The organism is Actinobacillus ureae ATCC 25976, assembly GCF_000188255.1.
Taxonomy (GTDB): Bacteria; Pseudomonadota; Gammaproteobacteria; order Enterobacterales; family Pasteurellaceae; genus Actinobacillus; species Actinobacillus ureae.
Window position 1 is genome coordinate 1155238 of record NZ_GL831080.1, and the last position, 18108, is coordinate 1173345.

Here is an 18108-nt window from a genome sequence, read left to right on the forward strand (position 1 = left end):
GAGGTCAGATCAAATCTCAGCGCTTTACTTATTGCATAGAGGTTATGCTTATTCTTTGGTTAAGTCTTTAACTTCAGTTTCCGCAGTAATTTTTTTCACCGCTTCAATACCCTTCTGGCAGCTCTGCTTAGTTGCATAGCCTTCCCCACCTGTTGCGACAGTTTGGTGATTGCCAGATTTTAAACGCCAACGGAATTCACCTTTCGCATCTTTATAAATTTCAAAATACATATTTATTTCCTCATTTAAAACCAAACATCGTGTTTGGTAGCGACAAGATTACTTATTTAATGAAAAATTGCAAATTTTTCGCAAAAAATGACCGCTTATTTACGTAAATTTGCTCAACAAATAGATATTTTATCTGTTATGATGTTGTTAATTCTTATTACAAGAGGATAACAAAATGTCTGCACAACAACTTATTGCACAACTTACTCAAATTGTAGGTAATCAACATATTATTACCGATCCGGCTAAAACAGAATCATATCGAAGCGGTTATCGCTTTGGTTCCGGTGCAGCGCTTGCAGTTGTTAGACCTGCCAATTTATTGGAGTTTTGGCAGATTTTAAAAGCTTGTGTTGCGCATGATGTGATTGTGATTAACCAAGCGGCTAATACGGGCTTAACCGGCGGCTCTACCCCAAGTGGCAATGATTACGATCGTGATATTGTGATTATTAATGCGATGCGGATTAACGGTATTCAATTGATTAATCATGCAGCGCAAGTAGTTTGTTTACCCGGTTCGACACTGAATGAACTTGAAAATCAGTTAAAACCATATGGGCGAGAACCTCATTCGGTCATCGGTTCATCTTGCATTGGTGCTTCTGTAATCGGTGGAATTTGCAATAATTCGGGCGGTGCATTGGTGCAACGAGGGCCTGCTTATACGGAAATGGCACTGTATGCGCAATTGAATGAGCAAGGCGAACTGGAATTGCATAACCACCTTGGCATTGAGTTAGGTTCGACACCGGAAGAAATACTAACGAATTTGCAAACGCAACGTTACCAACAAAAAGATATTCAGCAAGATTGCGGAAAAGGACATGATCACAGTTATTGCAATCATGTTCGCCAAGTAGATGAAAACTCACCTGCTCGTTTCAATGCTGATCCAGCTCGCCATTTTGAAGCTTCTGGTAGCGCCGGAAAACTCGCTATCTTCGCTGTTCGTTTAGATACTTTCCCTCTCGAAAAAGATACCGCCGTATTTTATATTGGTACCAATCAAACCAATGTTCTTAATGATTTACGTCGCCATATGCTGAGTCAATTTGAACAACTACCAATTTCTGGTGAATACATTCATCGTGATGCCTTTGATGTGGCTGCTCGTTATGGTAAGGATACATTCTGGGTTATTAAAAAATTTGGTACTCAATGGCTACCGAAGTTGTTTGCTCTAAAGGCAAATGTCGATCGTCTCAGTAAAAAGATACCGTTCTTACCACATCATCTGAGTGATAAGGTAATGCAATTGATCTCAAAGGGATTGCCGGAACATTTGCCACAAAGTTTATGGCAATTCCGTGATCGTTATGAACACCATTTAATTATCAAAATGGGGGGGAAAGGTGTTGATGAAGCTCGTAACTACCTTAAACACTATTTTACTCAACATGAAAAAGGCGATTTTTTTGAATGTAATGCGTTAGAAACGCAAGCAGCGATGCTACACCGGTTTGCGGTTGCCAGTGCGGCTATTCGTTATCGTGCAATCCATGAACAAGAAGTGGAAGACATTGTCGCACTGGATGTTGCTCTGCGCCGTAACGATCCAGATTGGTTTGAACAATTGCCGGCAGAAATTGATGCACAAATTAGTCATAAACTCTATTATGGCCATTTTATGTGTCATGTTTTCCACCAAGACTATATTGTCAAGAAAGGCTGTGATTGTGTGAAGTTAGAACACGAAATGCTGAAGTTGTTAGATAAACGTGGCGCGCAATATCCGGCGGAACATAATGTCGGTCATCTCTATGAAGCAAAACCGGAATTACGTAAGTTCTATAGGGTTCTCGATCCGACCAATAGCTTTAATCCGGGGATTGGGCAAACCAGTAAGAAAAAATATTGGCAAGAATAGTATTTCCTGCGCTTAAATAAACAACAAGCGGTTAAATTTGCGAAATTTCTTACAAATTCACCGCTTGTTTTAGTTATTATTGCCCAATCGAGGCGTTTATACGATCAGCAAACTTGCCGATGCTTATACCGAAATTGTTTGACCTGTTCCAGTCCATTAAGGTACGGAAATTGCTGGTTACCAAGAATGCTCTGCCGACCTCTTTATCCGGACGAACCAACCATAATTTTTTACCACTTAGTGCGCTTAATTTTGCGCTATCTTGTGCAGTTGGGTAAGCGAGATAGACTCCCCAAGATTGCCACTCGCCTAAGCTTTTTGCTTGGTTCTCCGCAAGTCCTGAAAATGACATATCAATTGGGCTAGATAACCTAACTTCAATTCCCCAAGGCAAGCTGTCGTCCCATCCGACTGTAGAAAGATAAGAAGCAATTGAAGCAAACGCGTCCGCTTCATTGTTCCAAATATCTTTTTTACCATCACCGTCACCATCGGCATCATAGCTTAAATAAACAGTCGGCATGAATTGTGTTTGCCCCATAGCGCCCGCCCAAGAACCTTGCATTTCATAACGATTGATCGTGCCATCATCTAGCATTTTCATCGCATTGACAAATTCTTGCGTGAAGAGCTTTTCACGGCGACCGTCAAAAGCGAGTGTTGCTAAAACGGATAACACATCAAAATCACCTTGGTAACGACCAAAGCTACTTTCCATGCCCCAAAGTGCCATAATATATTCTTTTTGAACACCGTATTTCTGGCTTGCTTTGGTTAGTGGTGAACTAAATTCATACCACTTCTCAACCGCCGTATTCACTTTAGCCTGTGTTAGCACTTTGTTGAGATAATTCGTTACGCCATTCGGATTCGGTTGTGGGACCGGCGCATTCGGATCTCTTTTACGCCCTGCTTGCTGTTGATCTAGCTGTACTGCTCGTGCGTTGTAATGAATGAAACACTGCGTATTGAGCGTTTTATCCGAAACACCGGCAGCCGCTGCTTTTTGTTTTAGAAAATGTACGTAATCATTAAAGTTATTGAGCGTACGAGCTTTATTATATTGCGCATCAAGCGGTAATTCTTGAAATGAATTTTTATTTGAACAGCCTGCAATTACCAAGGTAATCACGGTAAAAGGAATGGCTAAAAATTTGAATTTCATATTGTTCTTTGCATTAAAGCGGTCTGCTCCTACTTTTGCAGAAACAAACCGTAAAAACTAAAGGTTTACCATTCGACTCGGGCGAATCACATTATCATTGGTGATTTCCGCTACTCCGAGGAATTGACCATGTTCTGAAAATAAACGCACTTGACCGTAAGTTTGATCGATATTTTCAAATTTGACTCTTTGACCGAAACCGACCGCTTTGGTTTGCTCTGCTGTTAGATTTATTCTAGGCAGACTTTCTACTGCGGTATCTAAAGGTAAAAGATATTGATCCAACGCTTCAAGCGGTTGATTTTCACTTAAATTTTGCAAATCTGCATAGCTCATCATCGCTTCAATCGGATAATTTGCAACCACCAAGCGGCGTAAAACCGTAACATGTGCGCCACAACCTAATACTTCACCTAAATCATCCACCAAAGTACGGATATAAGTGCCTTTTGAGCAATGTACTTCTAACGTAAGATAAGGCGCAGAATATTCGATAAAACGCAGCTCAAAAATCGTAATCGGGCGCGCTTCTCGTTCCACCGTAATGCCTTGACGAGCATATTCATAAAGTGGTTTGCCATTATGTTTCAATGCGGAAAACATTGTCGGAACTTGTAAAATATCGCCGCGAAATTGATCTAACGCTGCAATAATTTCCGCTTCACCTACATTCACCTCACGGGTTTCAACGACTTGCCCTTCCGCATCCGACGTATCGGTGCGTTCGCCTAATTTTGCGGTAACTTGATAACGTTTATCCGAATCAAGTAAAAACTGTGAGAATTTAGTTGCTTCACCTAAACAAATCGGTAACATACCGGTTGCTAGCGGATCTAATGCACCGGTATGCCCTGCCTTATTTGCTTGAAATAAGCGTTTTACCTTTTGCAAGATATCATTTGATGACATTCCTTGCGGTTTATCTAATAAAAATACGCCGTGAACATCACGGCCTTTTTTACGAGGTCTTGACACCTATTCGTCCTCTTTATGTTTAGCTTCATCGTTTTTAATCACATTCGATACAAGGTTAGACATACGCATCCCTTCTACCAACGATTGATCGTAAATAAAACGAAGCTCAGGCACGATACGTAAACGCATTGCTTTACCGACTAACGAACGAATATACGGGCTTGCTTTTTCTAAACCTTTCATACCCTGCTCAATTGCGCTTTGATCATTATCGAATAAGAAAGTTACAAAGATTTTGGCATAAGCCAAATCACGGCTCACTTCCACATCAGATACCGTTACCATCCCGATACGAGGATCTTTCACCTCTCGTTGTAAAATCACAGCAATCTCTTTTTGTAGCTCTTGCGCTACACGATCACTGCGTTTAAATTCTCTGCTCATGTTTTCTCCAAAATGCAAACGAGGCACCACAAAAGCGCCTTAAAATTTTGTTAGGATTATACCCTAATTTGTGATTATTAGCGATGTTCAACCAAAAACAAGCGGTCAGTTTCCACTAAATTTTTGCAAATTTATGCAGAACTCTGACCGCTTTCACTAATGAAACGAAATTAGATAGTACGTTTCACTTCAACCACTTCGAATACCTCGATTTGGTCGCCAACTTTTACATCGTTATAGTTTTTAACGCCGATACCACATTCCATACCGTTACGTACTTCTGAAACGTCGTCTTTGAAGCGGCGGAGAGATTCTAATTCACCTTCAAAGATTACTACGTTGTCACGTAATACACGGATTGGGTTGTTACGTTTCACCACACCTTCGGTTACCATACAACCTGCGATTGCACCGAATTTCGGATGGCGGAATACGTCACGTACTTCTGCTAAGCCGATGATTTCTTGCTTGAATTCAGGCTGTAACATACCGCTCATTGCCGCTTTGATTTCGTTGAGCAATTCGTAGATGATTGAGTAGTAACGTAAGTCGATGTTTTCCGCTTCAATTACACAACGAGCCGATGCGTCCGCACGAACGTTGAAACCAACCATGATCGCATTTGAAGCTGCAGCTAAAGTTGCATCCGTTTCAGTGATACCACCTACACCAGAACCCACTACTTTCACTTTTACTTCGTCTGTTGAAAGCTCTGCTAATGCTTGGCAAATTGCTTCTACCGAACCTTGTACGTCCGCTTTAACAATCACATTAAGTTCTGCAACATCACCTGCTGTCATATTGCTAAACATATTTTCAAGTTTCGCTTTTTGCTGACGAGCAAGTTTCACTTCACGGAATTTACCTTGACGGAATAATGCTACTTCACGTGCTTTTTTCTCGTCACGTACAACGGTTGCTTCATCACCGGCTGCCGGTACGCCTGAAAGACCTAATACCTCAACAGGAATTGACGGGCCTGCGGAATTGATATCTTTACCGTTTTCATCACGCATCGCACGCACACGACCGTATTCTAAACCACAAAGTACGATATCGCCTTTGTTTAATGTACCTGATTGCACAAGAATCGTTGCTACCGAGCCACGACCTTTATCAAGATAAGACTCGATTACGACACCGCTTGCCATACCTTCTTTAACTGCCGTAAGTTCTAATACTTCAGATTGAAGAAGAATCGCTTCTAGTAATTCGTCAATACCTAAACCTTTTTTCGCTGATACAGGTACGAACTGGACGTCACCACCGAATTTCTCTGAAATCACTTCGTGTTGGAGTAATTCTTGCTCTACACGATCAGGGTTTGCTTCCGGTTTATCAATTTTGTTTACCGCAACTACAATCGGTGCGCCTGCCGCTTTCGCGTGCTGGATCGCTTCGATAGTTTGTGGCATTACACCGTCATCCGCCGCTACTACAAGAACAACGATATCTGTTGCTTTCGCACCACGTGCACGCATAGAAGTAAACGCTGCGTGTCCCGGTGTATCTAAGAAGGTAATCATCTTACCGTCATCGGTTTCAACGTGGTAAGCACCGATGTGCTGAGTAATACCACCCGCTTCACCTGCTGCAACTTTCGCTTTACGGATATAGTCAAGTAATGACGTTTTACCGTGGTCAACGTGACCCATGATGGTTACTACCGGCGCACGTGTTACTTTTTCCGCATCAATGTCACGATCTTCCATTACTGCGTCTTCAAGTTCATTTTCGTTACGTAAAATAACTTTATGACCCATTTCTTCCGCAACAAGTTGAGCAGTTTCTTGGTCGATAACTTGGTTAATCGTTACCATCTCACCCATTTTCATCATCGTTTTGATGATTTCGGTTGCTTTTACCGCCATTTTATTAGCAAGTTCAGCAACAGTGATGGTTTCACCGATAACGACATCAGCTTTATTTACTTGAACAGGTTTAGTGAAGACTTGTTGTAATGCAGAACCTTTCTTCGCATTTTTACCCTTACCTTTCACATCTTTTTGGCTACGACGGTCTGCGCTACGCTCGTTTTTGTCTTCACGATCGCCTTTTTTCGCTTTATTTACACCACCTTTACCACGGCTGCGATTTGTTTCGCTACGGCGGTCATTATCACGATCCGCTTCACGCGCATAGCTTGAAGTAAAACGATCATCTTCGAATTCTTCACCGCTTTCAGACGCTTCTTCACGTGCAATTTCCGCTAAACGACGCGCATTTTCTGCTGCACGTTTCGCTTCCATTTCCGCTTTTTGACGCGCTAATTCTTCTTGTTTACGGCGGAGTTCTGCTTCTTCTTTTTTCTTCGCTTCTTTTTCCGGATCAAGCGCTTTTTCTTGTTTTGGTTGTTCTACTTTTGGTGTTGCCGCTTTTGGCTTGCTGTTAGGCATTACCGGTACAGCGTGCTTTTTCGCTTCAGCCGCTTTTGCTTCTTCCGCTTTTTTAGCCGCCTCTGCTTCTGCCTTCGCTTTCTCCGCTGCTTGTTTCGCTTTTAAAGCGGCTTCTTCTTGTGCTTTTTTAACCGCTTCCGTATCAATTTTACGTGACTTACGCACTTCAACTTGAACTTTACCGTCAGCCACAGTAGTTTTTGTGCGACGTTGTAAGCTAAATTTCTTAGGTGCTTCGTTTTTAATTTCGTTATCACTCATTGTTTTATCTCCTTACAACGATTAGCTAAACCAGCAAATTTGACGTGCAGCCATAATTAATTCGCTTGCTTTGTCTGCTGATAATTCTTCAATATCTGAAAGGTCATCAGTTGCTTGTTCCGCTAATTCTTCAAGCGTAGTGATACCTTTTTCAGCCAGTTTAAATGCAATATGACGATCTAAACCTTCTAAGTTTAATAAACGATCTTCAATATGCGCTTGTTGTAATGCTTCTTCTTCCGCTAATGCTTTTGCAGTAATTACATTTTTTGCACGAGTTTGTAATTCTTCGACTAAATCTTCATCTTCAAGACCATCAATTGCAGTTAATTCACTTACCGGAATAAACGCAAGTTCTTCTAAGCTAGAGAAACCTTCATCTACTAAGATTTGTGCAAATTCTTGGTCGATTTCTAATGAAGTTACGAATAAATCGATAACTTTATTATCTTCCGCTTGATGCTTCTTATCTAAATCTTCCGTAGTCATTACGTTTAATGTCCAACCGGTTAATTGGGTTGCTAAACGTACGTTTTGACCGTTACGACCGATTGCTTGCGCAAGGTTTTTGCTTTCAACCGCAATATCCATTGCATGTTTATCTTCATCAACCACGATAGAACTTACATCTGCCGGTGCCATTGCGTTAATGACGAATTGTGCCGGATTATCGTCCCAAAGTACGATATCTACACGCTCACCGCCTAATTCATTGCTAATTGCTTGAACTCGCGCACCACGCATACCCACACAAGCTCCTACCGGATCGATACGTTTATCGTGTGATTTCACTGCAATTTTTGCACGAGAACCCGGATCACGAGATGCACCTTTAATTTCGATGACATCTTCACCGATTTCCGGTACTTCAAGTTTAAATAACTCTTCTAACATAATCGGTTTTGCACGTGTTACGAAAAGTTGCGGGCCTTTTGACTCAGGTTTAATCGCATATAATACGCCACGTACACGGTCACCCAGACGGAAGTTTTCACGTGGAAGCATATCTTCACGTACGATTACTGCTTCCGCTTGGTTACCTAAATCTAAAATGATTTGATCACGGTTTACTTTCTTAACGGTTGCAGTAATGATGGTATTTAATTGTGAACGGAATTGATCGATAACTTTGTTACGTTCCGCTTCACGAATTTTGGTACTGATCACTTGACGTGCAGTTTGCATCGTAATACGGTTGAATGGAATTGAATCCACTTCATCTTCAACGATATCGCCTAATTGCACGCTAGGGTTTTCGTATTGCGCCGCTTCTAAGCTGATCTCGCGTGTCATATTGTGTACTTGTTCAACCACAATCCAACGACGGAAAGTTTGGAAATCACCGGTTTTGCGGTCAATTACTACACGCACATCGATATCCATCTCTTTTTTCTTTTTAGTCGAAATGGCTAATGCCGTTTCAAGCGCTTCAAAGATAGCTTCTTTTGGCAGTAACTTCTCGTTAGATACCGCTTCTGCGGCTAATAAAATTTCTTTACTCATTTTCTGGGTTAACCTTCTAGAAATTAAAAACTGGAACTAAGTTTGCTTTTTGAATATTACCGAATGCAAATTGACGAGCTTCGTTATCTACCGTCAGTGTAATTAAATCGCCTTCTACGCTCTCTAATTTACCTTGCCATTTACGGCGATCGAACATCGGAATACATAAGTGAATCACGACTTCTTGCCCGATAAAACGTTGGTAATGTACAAGGGTAAAGAGCGGACGATCCAAACCTGGTGATGAAACCTCTAAGTTGTATTTATCCGCAATCGGATCTTCAACATCTAGAATTGCGCTCACTTGACGGCTAACATCACTACAATCATCAATGGTTACACCGCCTTCTTTATCAATATATAAACGTACTGTTAAAAAACGCCCTGCTCGTTGACACTCAATACCGACTAATTCGCAGCCCATTGATTCAATGGTGTCAGAAACGAGTTCTTCTAATTTTTGTTCTAAAGTTGCCAAGGAGGCCTCCTAAATGACAGATATAAAAAAAGAGCCTTAACCAGCTCTTTTGATACGATTATTATGTACCAGCCGTAAAAAAACCCCAGACGGAAAACCGTGGGGCTTTAAGCGGTTTGTTTTATACAAAATTTTGCGACTTATGCTCGTTATCGAAAATTAACAAAGGCTGTATAAGACAAAATTCACAGTTTTAATCAAAACTGTGAGCCTTAAAACTGGTTGCGGGGGCTGGATTTGAACCAACGACCTTCGGGTTATGAGCCCAACGAGCTACCAAGCTGCTCCACCCCGCGTCTGATGTGGCTCATTATAGAGATTTCCAAAACCAATGCAAGCACTTTTTTCAAATTTGTTTTTGTTTGGTTAACAAAACAACAAATCACTTCCCAATCCAAACTAAAAAATCGCTCACGGTGTGGAATGAGCCGAAAATCAGGATAATATCGGTTTTGCTCGCTTTGGCGAATAATGATTCAGCTGCTTCGGGAACGGTTTGGTAATAACAAGCGGTCGAATTTGGTAAAACTTTTGCAAGTTTTTGATAGACCACTTCACCTGACTGTCCTCGATATCCGGCTAAACCGGTACAATGCCATTCATCAATAACATTTGCCAATGGCTCTACGATGCCGCTTAAGTCTTTATCAACTAATGCACTAAATACGGCAAAAATCTTTTGGTTCGGCTGTTTTAGTGAATTTAATCGTCCTGCCAAATATTTTGCTGCATGCGGATTGTGTCCGACATCAATGCTCACTTGAGCAAACGGTCGTTTTCCTGAAAAGTTTGCAAAATCTTGTTCGTTTAGCGTTTGGAAACGACCAGTCATTTGAGCTTCTTGTAATGCGGTTCTAGCCACTTGTTCATTGATTTCAAATGGAAGTTGAGCCAAAGCGGCTAAAGCGGTACCGGCATTCGGAATCGGAATTTGTGGCATTGGTAAATCTTGCCAATCAATAAATTCCGATTGCCAGTGGAAGCGGTCATTTTCTACGGAAAATTTCCAATTTACATTACGTCTTATTACTTGGCAATTAAGTGCTTTCGCTTGCTGTAAGATACTTCTCGGGCAATCCGGTTCACCGATAATCACTGGTATATTTTCACGGAAAATACCTGCTTTCTCTCGCCCAATATCTTCTCGGTTATCGCCGAGAAAATCCACGTGGTCGATATCGATTGAGGTAATTATCGCTAAATGCGGATCAACAATATTGGTTGCATCTAAACGCCCACCAAGCCCAACTTCTAAAATCACAATATCCAAATTTGCTTCTTTAAAAAGCTGCAATGCCGAAAGTGTACTAAACTCAAAATAGGTTAAAGAAGCAGTCTTTTTTTGTTGGATTTTTGCAAATGACTGCACATGAGCTTCATCATTGAGTAATTCACCTTGAATTCTCACTCGTTCGTTATAACGAATCAAATGCGGTGATGAATAAACACCGACACGATAACCCACTTTTAGTAAAGCCACTTCCAATAAACGGCAAGTTGAACCTTTACCATTAGTGCCGGCAACGGTAATGACGAAAGGTGCTGGCTGAAGTAATTCGAGCGCTTCCGCTACGCTTTTAATACGTTCTAAGCCCATATCAATTGGCTTAAAGTGTGATTTTTCTAAATAGTCGAGCCACGTAGAGAGACTGTCGTTAATACTTGGAGCTGTTAAAGTACTCATTATTGCTTCTCCAAAAAGAAAGCCACGTATAACGTGGCTTAAGTCATGCTTAAATAAAATTAGGCTTCTTCAACAATTAATTCTGCTGTTTTAAAAGGCGTTGGTTTATTGGTCATTTTGGCACATAAACGAGCAAGCGTATCACGCATATCTTTACGTTGCACAATCATATCAATTGCGCCGTGTTCTAATAAGAACTCTGCACGTTGGAAGCCTTCCGGCAATTTTTCACGTACAGTTTGTTCGATAACACGTGGACCGGCAAAACCGATTAATGCTTTAGGTTCTGCGATATTGATATCACCTAACATTGCTAAACTTGCTGAAACACCGCCTAGTGTCGGATCCGTTAAAACAGAAATAAACGGCACACATTTTTCACGCATTTTCGCTAAGATCGCACTGGTTTTCGCCATCTGCATTAAAGAGAACAATGCTTCTTGCATACGAGCACCGCCAGATGCAGAGAAACAGATAAACGGAATATTTTCCGCTAATGCACGCTCCGCAGCACGTACGAATTTTGCGCCGACAACCGAGCCCATTGAGCCGCCCATAAATTCAAAGTTAAATGACGCAACCACAACCGGCATATTATGCAATGTACCGTACATTGTAATAAAAGAGTCTTTCTCACCGGTTTGTTTTTGTGCTGCGGTTAAACGATCTTTATATTTTTTCAAATCTTTAAATTTTAAGATATCTTGCGGTTCTAGCTCGGCTGCAATTTCTTGTGCGCTATATTGGTCTAATAACGATAATAAACGAGTACGTGCATCAAAACGCATATGGTGATTACACTTCGGGCAAACATGCATATTACGTTTAAGTTCTTCGCTGTATAGAACCTGTTCACAGCTTTTACATTTTGTCCAAACGCCTTCAGGCACTTTAGATTTGCTACTGCTTGATGATGAAGAGGTTCTTCCTAAAATTCTTTCAATCCAGCTCATTTTTTAACCTTGTTATTTTGACAAAAAATTATCGATATTAAAGCATAATTTCAGTCTTTTGGATATGCTTTAATAATACAATCTGCTCTGATCAGCTGAAATATCAGCTATATGTATAAGTACGATAAAGAAAAGCTCCAATTAAGATACATAGCATTACTACAATTTGGATAAGTCTTTTATTGGTGAGTTTTTCCGCTGCCATACGCTCTCCTTAACTAATCATTAACATAATGCCATAAAATTGATCGGGGTTGTGAGTATTTTATGATTTTTAGTTGAATCTCAGGGAGATAAAGTGCCAAAATAGCTTAATGTTTTGACATTGGAGAGGTAAAAATGACTAAAATTGACCAATTTCTTGATGTTGTAGCTCAACTTCACGATCCTCGAACAGGATGTCCTTGGGATATTAAACAGGATTTTGACTCGATGCTGCCTTGTTTGTTAGAAGAAACTTATGAAGTTGCCGAAGCAATTCATACGAAAGATCGCTCTGCTCTTCGCGAAGAATTAGGCGATTTATTACTACAGGTTGTATTTCTTAGTCAGTTGGCTAAGGAGGAAGGAACTTTTACTTTTTACGATGTACTAAACGATATTCATGAAAAATTGATTTATAGGCATCCTCACGTTTTTGGTGATAGCTCAGCCGAGAATAGTGAAGAAGCATTAAGAAATTGGGAAGAACGTAAAGCAGCGGAAGCCAAACGCCAACGACATGAATCAATTTTAGATGATGTTCCTTTTGCTTTGCCGGCGCTAACCCGAGCGAATAAACTTCAAAAACGTTGCGCAAAAGTCGGTTTTGATTGGACCGACCCTCAAGATGTGCTCGCAAAAGTAGAAGAAGAGTTGCAAGAAGTCAAAGATGAAATTGCTCAATATCCTCAAAGTACAGGAAAACTAGAGGAAGAATTAGGGGATTTTCTCTTTGCAACGGTAAATTTATGCCGCCATTATCATATCGATGCTGAATCTTGTTTGCGCATGGCAAACGTCAAATTTGAAAGTCGATTTAAAAAAGTAGAAAAGCTTATTAAGCAACGAGGCAAAACTGTGGCAAAATGTTCTTTATCTGAGCTAGATTCAATTTGGGAACAAATAAAATCTCAGGAATAATTGACAAACTTTGATAAAGCTGTAAATTGTAGCTGTTATGTCAAGTAATTACAGCAATAAATATAATTGAATAAAAATAGGAATTAGTTATGCCTAGAATTTTACTAGTTGATGATGTTGAATTGACTGAACTTTTAGCAGAGTTACTTTCACTAGAAGGTTTTGATATTCACTGTGTACACAATGGTCAAGATGCTCTCACTGAATTAGAATTACAAGCTTATGATCTTATTTTATTAGATGTAATGATGCCTGTATTAAATGGTATTGAGACCTTGAAACAATTACGTCAGAAATACTCTACTCCGGTATTGATGCTAAGTGCACGTGATGATGAAATCGACCGTGTTTTAGGTTTAGAGCTTGGTGCAGACGACTATTTACCAAAACCGTTTAATGATCGTGAGCTTGTTGCACGTATCAAAGCGATTTTACGTCGTACCGTCTCAACAAGTTTAAATAGTGCAGATGTGATTACTTCGGCAAATCAATCACCGGAAGAAAACAGCAAACAACTTTCTTTTGGTGGTGTGGAATTACATCCAGGACGTCAACAAGCTATTTTTGAAGGTTGTGATTTAGATTTAACCGGTACAGAATTCGCATTATTACAAATGTTAATGCGTAACCCAGGACAAATTCTTTCTCGTGAACTACTTAGCCTTGAAATTTTAGGTAAGCGTTTAACACCTTACGATCGTGCAATTGATATGCACATTTCAAATCTCCGTAAAAAATTACCGGAACGTAATGATAACCTACCATGGTTTAAAACCTTACGTGGACGTGGTTATTTACTCGTGACGGAAAAATAATTATCTTGTTTGATATAAAAACAATCCCTCGTTTTTCGAGGGATTTTTTCTATATTGATTGATAGGTACTTTTAATGCTTAAATTTATTTCTCATTTTCTTAGCAAGGCTATGTCGGTAAGAAATTATCTTGCCTATCAGCTTTTTGCCTATTTTGGTCTTACTTTTGCTACACTGCTAGCAATTACCCTTGCATTACCTAATTTTGATGCCCGCTCTTTTTCTCCTATTGAAACAGAAGAACGCTTTTTCTTTGAACAAGAAACTAAAAATACCGAATTGCAATATAACTTGGATGAAAGTTTTGAACGTAAGCTTTTTGTTTCAACTGCTAATGGTTTTGATATGATTCTTTTGGATCGCAAATCCGGTATTTTTGTAGGTGCAGATCCGAATAAAGTCACTTCATTCCAAGTATTCTTATATCGAGCCGAAAACATTACTGAACCGTTACAACGTCGCTTTGGTAATCTAGAAATTTATGGCCCATTTTTAGTCAAAACGAATAAGCGCGAATACTATCAATATTTTGCTAAAATGGTTGACCCTCAAGAAGAATTTTTTAACCAAATCTTTGACTCGCCTTGGCTGATGTTATTGATTGTATTAGGCGTTAGTGTACCGATTTTATTATGGTTATCATGGAAAATCGCTCGCCCGGTAAAAGCATTACGACTTTCAGCCAATGCTGTAGCAACTGGTAATTTTTCAATTAATCCGGCATTGGAGACTGAAGGCATCAATGAATTGCGAGAAGTAGGCAAAAGCTTTAACCAAATGATCACTTCATTACAAGATTTGACATTGCATCAACAGCGTTTGCTTTCGGATATTTCGCATGAATTAAAAACACCGTTGGCTCGTTTACATCTAGCCACCGCATTAATTCGTCGTCGTAATGGCGAATCACCGGAATTAACTCGTATTGATAATCAGGTACTTAAATTAGATACAATGGTACATGACTTATTAGCACTCTCTCGTCAGCAAGTGAATCAGCATCTAACTCGAGAAATTTTCTCAGTCAATCATATTTGGGACGATATTCTTGAAGATGCTAAATTTGAGGCGGAACAGAATAATATTGATTTATTTATTAGCCAACGTGTTGCTAATCCTGAACGTTTTTATATTAACGGTAATCAAAATATTTTGGCTAGTGCATTGGAGAATGTGATTCGTAATGCGCAAAAATATGCGAATAAAAGTATTAAAGTATTGATGTATATTGATAATACTGAATTAGTTATCTCTATTGATGATGATGGTGAAGGAGTACCGGAAAGTGAATATAAACAAATATTCCTGCCTTTCTATCGCGTAGATGAGGCTCGAGCCAGACAAACCGGAGGGACTGGTCTAGGCCTTGCTATTGTGGCGAATGCAATGCAACAGCATAAAGGTTCTGTTGAGGCAATGAAAAGCACATTGGGCGGTCTACGAGTAGAAATTCGTTTACCGCTTTGGATTGAATAACCTCTCTGAATACAAGCGGTCATTTTTTGCAAAAACTTTGCAAAGTTCAACCGCTTTCATTTGTATAAACATTGTGAGTTTTACCGCTTATACTCGGAATATTAGGAATAATGAAGTTAATTGAAATTGAAAATCTGAATAAGTATTTTGGTTCAGGTGAGAACAAAGCACATATTCTAAAAAATGTTAATTTAACCATTGAACAAGGTGACTTTGTCGCAATTATCGGTGCATCCGGTTCTGGTAAATCAACGTTGATGAATATTATCGGCTGTTTAGATACTGCCAGTTCCGGTATTTGCTGTATTGATGGTAAAGAAACACTGCAAATGAATAGTGATGAACTTTCGGATCTTCGCCAAAGAAAATTTGGCTTTATTTTCCAACGTTACAATCTCCTTTCCGCATTAACGGCAAATGAAAACGTGGCATTGCCGGCTATTTATGCCGGTATGGATAGTCACTCTCGGAAAGCACGAGCCGATCAATTGCTGGATAAGTTAGGACTGTCGGATAAAACACTTAATCGTCCAAATCAGCTATCGGGCGGGCAACAGCAACGGGTCAGTATTGCTCGTGCGTTGATGAACGGTGGTGAAATTATTCTTGCCGATGAGCCGACCGGTGCCTTGGATTCCAAAAGTGGTGAAACCGTACTGCAAATCTTACAAGACCTACATAAAGAGGGTCATACCATTATCATGGTTACCCATGACCCGAATATTGCGGCAACGGCTAGTCGCGTGATTGAAATTAAAGATGGTCAAATTATTCGTGATGAACGCCAACAACCGTATTCGGAAGAATTAAAGTTAGCTAAACGAGAACATAAATCACCTCGCTTCTTTGATCAATTGATCGAATCGTTCAAAATGGCAACTAGTGCAATTATGGCACCTAAACTTCGGGCGCTTCTCACTATGCTTGGCATAGTGATTGGGATCACTTCGGTTATTTCGGTTGTGGCGCTCGGACAAGGTTCGCAAGAACGCATTCTATCTAACATTAATAGCCTTGGTACGAATACCATGACGATTATGAACGGAACGGGCTTTGGTGATAGACGAGCAAATTTGACTAAAAATCTTACTATCAGTGATGCAACTATGCTTAATAAACAGGCTTATATTGACAGCACAACGCCCTCAGGATCTTGGCTTAGCCGAGCCGCTTGAAGGTAAAGTGATTCTTGTTGGTAAAAACCATTAAAAATCATTGGGTTAGCTGATGAATCCAACAATATGAATCAAACCAGTTTAAAAATGTGGATGCCTTATACGACACTGATGCAACGTATTTCCGGTGAAAAACATATTGATTCATTAACCGTAAAAGTCAAAGATAATATTGAAAGCCAAACGGCAGAAAAAAGTATTACCAAACTATTAATGGCTAAGCACGGCAAAAAAGACTTTTTTGTGATGAATAGCGATACCATTAAGCAAACCAGTACCACAAATACGATGAAATTATTAATCTCGTCTATTGCGATGATTTCGTTGATTGTTGGTGGTATCGGCGTAATGAATATTATGCTCGTATCTGTTACAGAACGAACCAAAGAAATTGGTGTACGCATGGCAATCGGTGCAAAACAACGTAACATTTTGCAGCAATTTCTCATTGAAGCGATTCTCATCTGCTTACTTGGTGGGATTATCGGTATCTTATTTGCGATTACCATTATTGTGACATTCAATACGCTAGGCTCCAATTTCCAAATGGTGCTTTCTCCTGCATCGGTTGTATTGGCAGTATTCTTCTCTACCTTAATCGGCGTGGTATTTGGTTATATGCCGGCAAAAAATGCTTCGAAACTCAACCCGATTACCGCCTTCACAAGAGTAAATGAACTTACTGTAAGCGGTTAAATTTATCGATGAATTTGCAAATTTTTCAGATAATTTAACCGCTTGTTTTATCTTAAAAAGGAAGAATAAATGAGACTATCTAATCTCGAACTTGAACAAATTATTGATGAAAAGTTAAACAGCAAAGCCATTAGTGATTACGTACCAAACGGTTTACAAGTAGAAGGTAAAGCACACATTCAGCGTATTGTGACTGGCGTGACCGCAACTCTACCGCTAATTGAAAAAGCGATTGAAAAAAATGCCGATGCGATTTTGGTTCATCACGGTTATTTTTGGAAAAGCGAATCGCCTTGCATTCGTGGTATGAAAGGTAAACGCATCAAACAATTACTCGTAAATGACATTAATTTGTTTGGCTATCATTTGCCGTTGGATATTCATTCAGAATTAGGCAATAACGCACAATTAGCCACAAAATTAGGCGTGATAAACCTACAAGGTTTAGAAGACCGTCCGAATTCAATTCCGGTATATGGAGAATTTGAAACGCCGATTTCTGCAAAAGAGTTAGCGGAACGTATTGAACAAGCACTTAACCGTAAACCAATTTTATGTGATGAATTTATTGCTGACTATCCGCATAAGTTAATTCGCAACGTCGGTATTTGTACCGGTGGTGGACAAGGTTATATCGATTTAGCGGCAAGTAAAGGTTGTGATGCATTTATTTCCGGTGAAATCTCAGAACAAACCACTCATTCCGCCCGTGAGCAAGGTATTTATTACTTTGCTTGCGGACACCACGCTACAGAGCGAGATGGAGTGAAAGCACTTGGTGAATGGCTAGCAAAAGAATACGGCCTAGATGTAGAATTTATTGATATTGATAACCCTGCTTAATTTGAAATGCAGATAAAATTTAGAGCTAGCCGATGTTTTCGCTCTAAAAATAAAAAGTCGTATCTATTCCGATACGACTTTT

General features: G+C 39.9%; 14 protein-coding genes, 1 tRNA gene and 1 pseudogene. 6 read left to right on the top strand and 10 right to left on the bottom strand.

Features of this window, described 5'->3' with window-relative positions; translation table 11 throughout:
• Positions 1–48 precede the first annotated feature (48 nt).
• The gene (locus HMPREF0027_RS05435; RefSeq protein WP_005622847.1) at positions 49–231 is read right to left on the bottom strand and encodes a YegP family protein; all 183 of its coding nucleotides are present in this window, start codon (positions 229–231) and stop codon (positions 49–51) included.
• Between the two features lie 175 nt (positions 232–406).
• On the opposite strand from HMPREF0027_RS05435, the gene dld reads away from it, so the two are divergent.
• On the top strand, positions 407–2101 hold the full coding sequence (dld, locus tag HMPREF0027_RS05440; RefSeq protein ID WP_005622849.1) for a D-lactate dehydrogenase: 1695 nt from the start codon (positions 407–409) through the stop codon (positions 2099–2101).
• 76 nt (positions 2102–2177) lie between these two features.
• Here dld and HMPREF0027_RS05445 read toward each other — a convergent pair whose 3' ends face one another.
• The 9 genes from HMPREF0027_RS05445 to accD form a co-directional block, all read right to left on the bottom strand.
• Positions 2178–3266, bottom strand: a complete 1089-nt coding sequence (locus tag HMPREF0027_RS05445; RefSeq protein WP_005622850.1) for a lytic murein transglycosylase — start codon at positions 3264–3266, stop codon at positions 2178–2180.
• Between the two features lie 57 nt (positions 3267–3323).
• Positions 3324–4241 (bottom strand): tRNA pseudouridine(55) synthase TruB, encoded by a 918-nt coding sequence (gene truB, locus HMPREF0027_RS05450; RefSeq protein WP_005622853.1) that lies wholly within the window; start codon positions 4239–4241, stop codon positions 3324–3326.
• Positions 4242–4625, bottom strand: a complete 384-nt coding sequence (gene rbfA, locus HMPREF0027_RS05455; RefSeq protein WP_044024302.1) for a 30S ribosome-binding factor RbfA — start codon at positions 4623–4625, stop codon at positions 4242–4244.
• Positions 4626–4795: 170 nt separating this feature from the next.
• Positions 4796–7282 (bottom strand): translation initiation factor IF-2, encoded by a 2487-nt coding sequence (gene infB / locus HMPREF0027_RS05460; RefSeq protein WP_005622857.1) that lies wholly within the window; start codon positions 7280–7282, stop codon positions 4796–4798.
• A 21-nt stretch (positions 7283–7303) separates the two neighbouring features.
• The gene (gene nusA, locus HMPREF0027_RS05465; RefSeq protein ID WP_005622859.1) at positions 7304–8785 is read right to left on the bottom strand and encodes a transcription termination factor NusA; all 1482 of its coding nucleotides are present in this window, start codon (positions 8783–8785) and stop codon (positions 7304–7306) included.
• A gap of 16 nt (positions 8786–8801) precedes the next feature.
• Positions 8802–9263 (bottom strand): ribosome maturation factor RimP, encoded by a 462-nt coding sequence (rimP, locus tag HMPREF0027_RS05470; protein ID WP_005622868.1) that lies wholly within the window; start codon positions 9261–9263, stop codon positions 8802–8804.
• A 219-nt stretch (positions 9264–9482) separates the two neighbouring features.
• A tRNA-Met gene (locus HMPREF0027_RS05475) sits at positions 9483–9559 on the bottom strand.
• Positions 9560–9645: 86 nt separating this feature from the next.
• Positions 9646–10950, bottom strand: coding sequence for a bifunctional tetrahydrofolate synthase/dihydrofolate synthase (folC, locus tag HMPREF0027_RS05480; RefSeq protein WP_081456959.1), 1305 nt, complete (start codon positions 10948–10950; stop codon positions 9646–9648).
• 56 nt (positions 10951–11006) lie between these two features.
• The gene (gene accD / locus HMPREF0027_RS05485) at positions 11007–11900 is read right to left on the bottom strand and encodes an acetyl-CoA carboxylase, carboxyltransferase subunit beta (RefSeq protein WP_005622870.1); all 894 of its coding nucleotides are present in this window, start codon (positions 11898–11900) and stop codon (positions 11007–11009) included.
• 339 nt (positions 11901–12239) lie between these two features.
• Here accD and mazG point away from each other — a divergent pair, with 339 nt between their 5' ends.
• From mazG to HMPREF0027_RS05510, 5 genes and pseudogenes are all read left to right on the top strand, one after another.
• Complete coding sequence (gene mazG / locus HMPREF0027_RS05490) at positions 12240–13022, top strand: nucleoside triphosphate pyrophosphohydrolase (protein WP_005622871.1); 783 nt, start codon at positions 12240–12242, stop codon at positions 13020–13022.
• An 89-nt stretch (positions 13023–13111) separates the two neighbouring features.
• Complete coding sequence (locus tag HMPREF0027_RS05495) at positions 13112–13837, top strand: response regulator (RefSeq protein ID WP_005622872.1); 726 nt, start codon at positions 13112–13114, stop codon at positions 13835–13837.
• A gap of 74 nt (positions 13838–13911) precedes the next feature.
• Complete coding sequence (gene cpxA / locus HMPREF0027_RS05500; protein WP_005622873.1) at positions 13912–15312, top strand: envelope stress sensor histidine kinase CpxA; 1401 nt, start codon at positions 13912–13914, stop codon at positions 15310–15312.
• Between the two features lie 110 nt (positions 15313–15422).
• Positions 15423–17183, top strand: a pseudogene (locus HMPREF0027_RS11965) (ATP-binding cassette domain-containing protein).
• Between the two features lie 69 nt (positions 17184–17252).
• Positions 17253–18026, top strand: coding sequence for a Nif3-like dinuclear metal center hexameric protein (locus tag HMPREF0027_RS05510; RefSeq protein WP_005622876.1), 774 nt, complete (start codon positions 17253–17255; stop codon positions 18024–18026).
• Positions 18027–18108 lie beyond the last annotated feature (82 nt).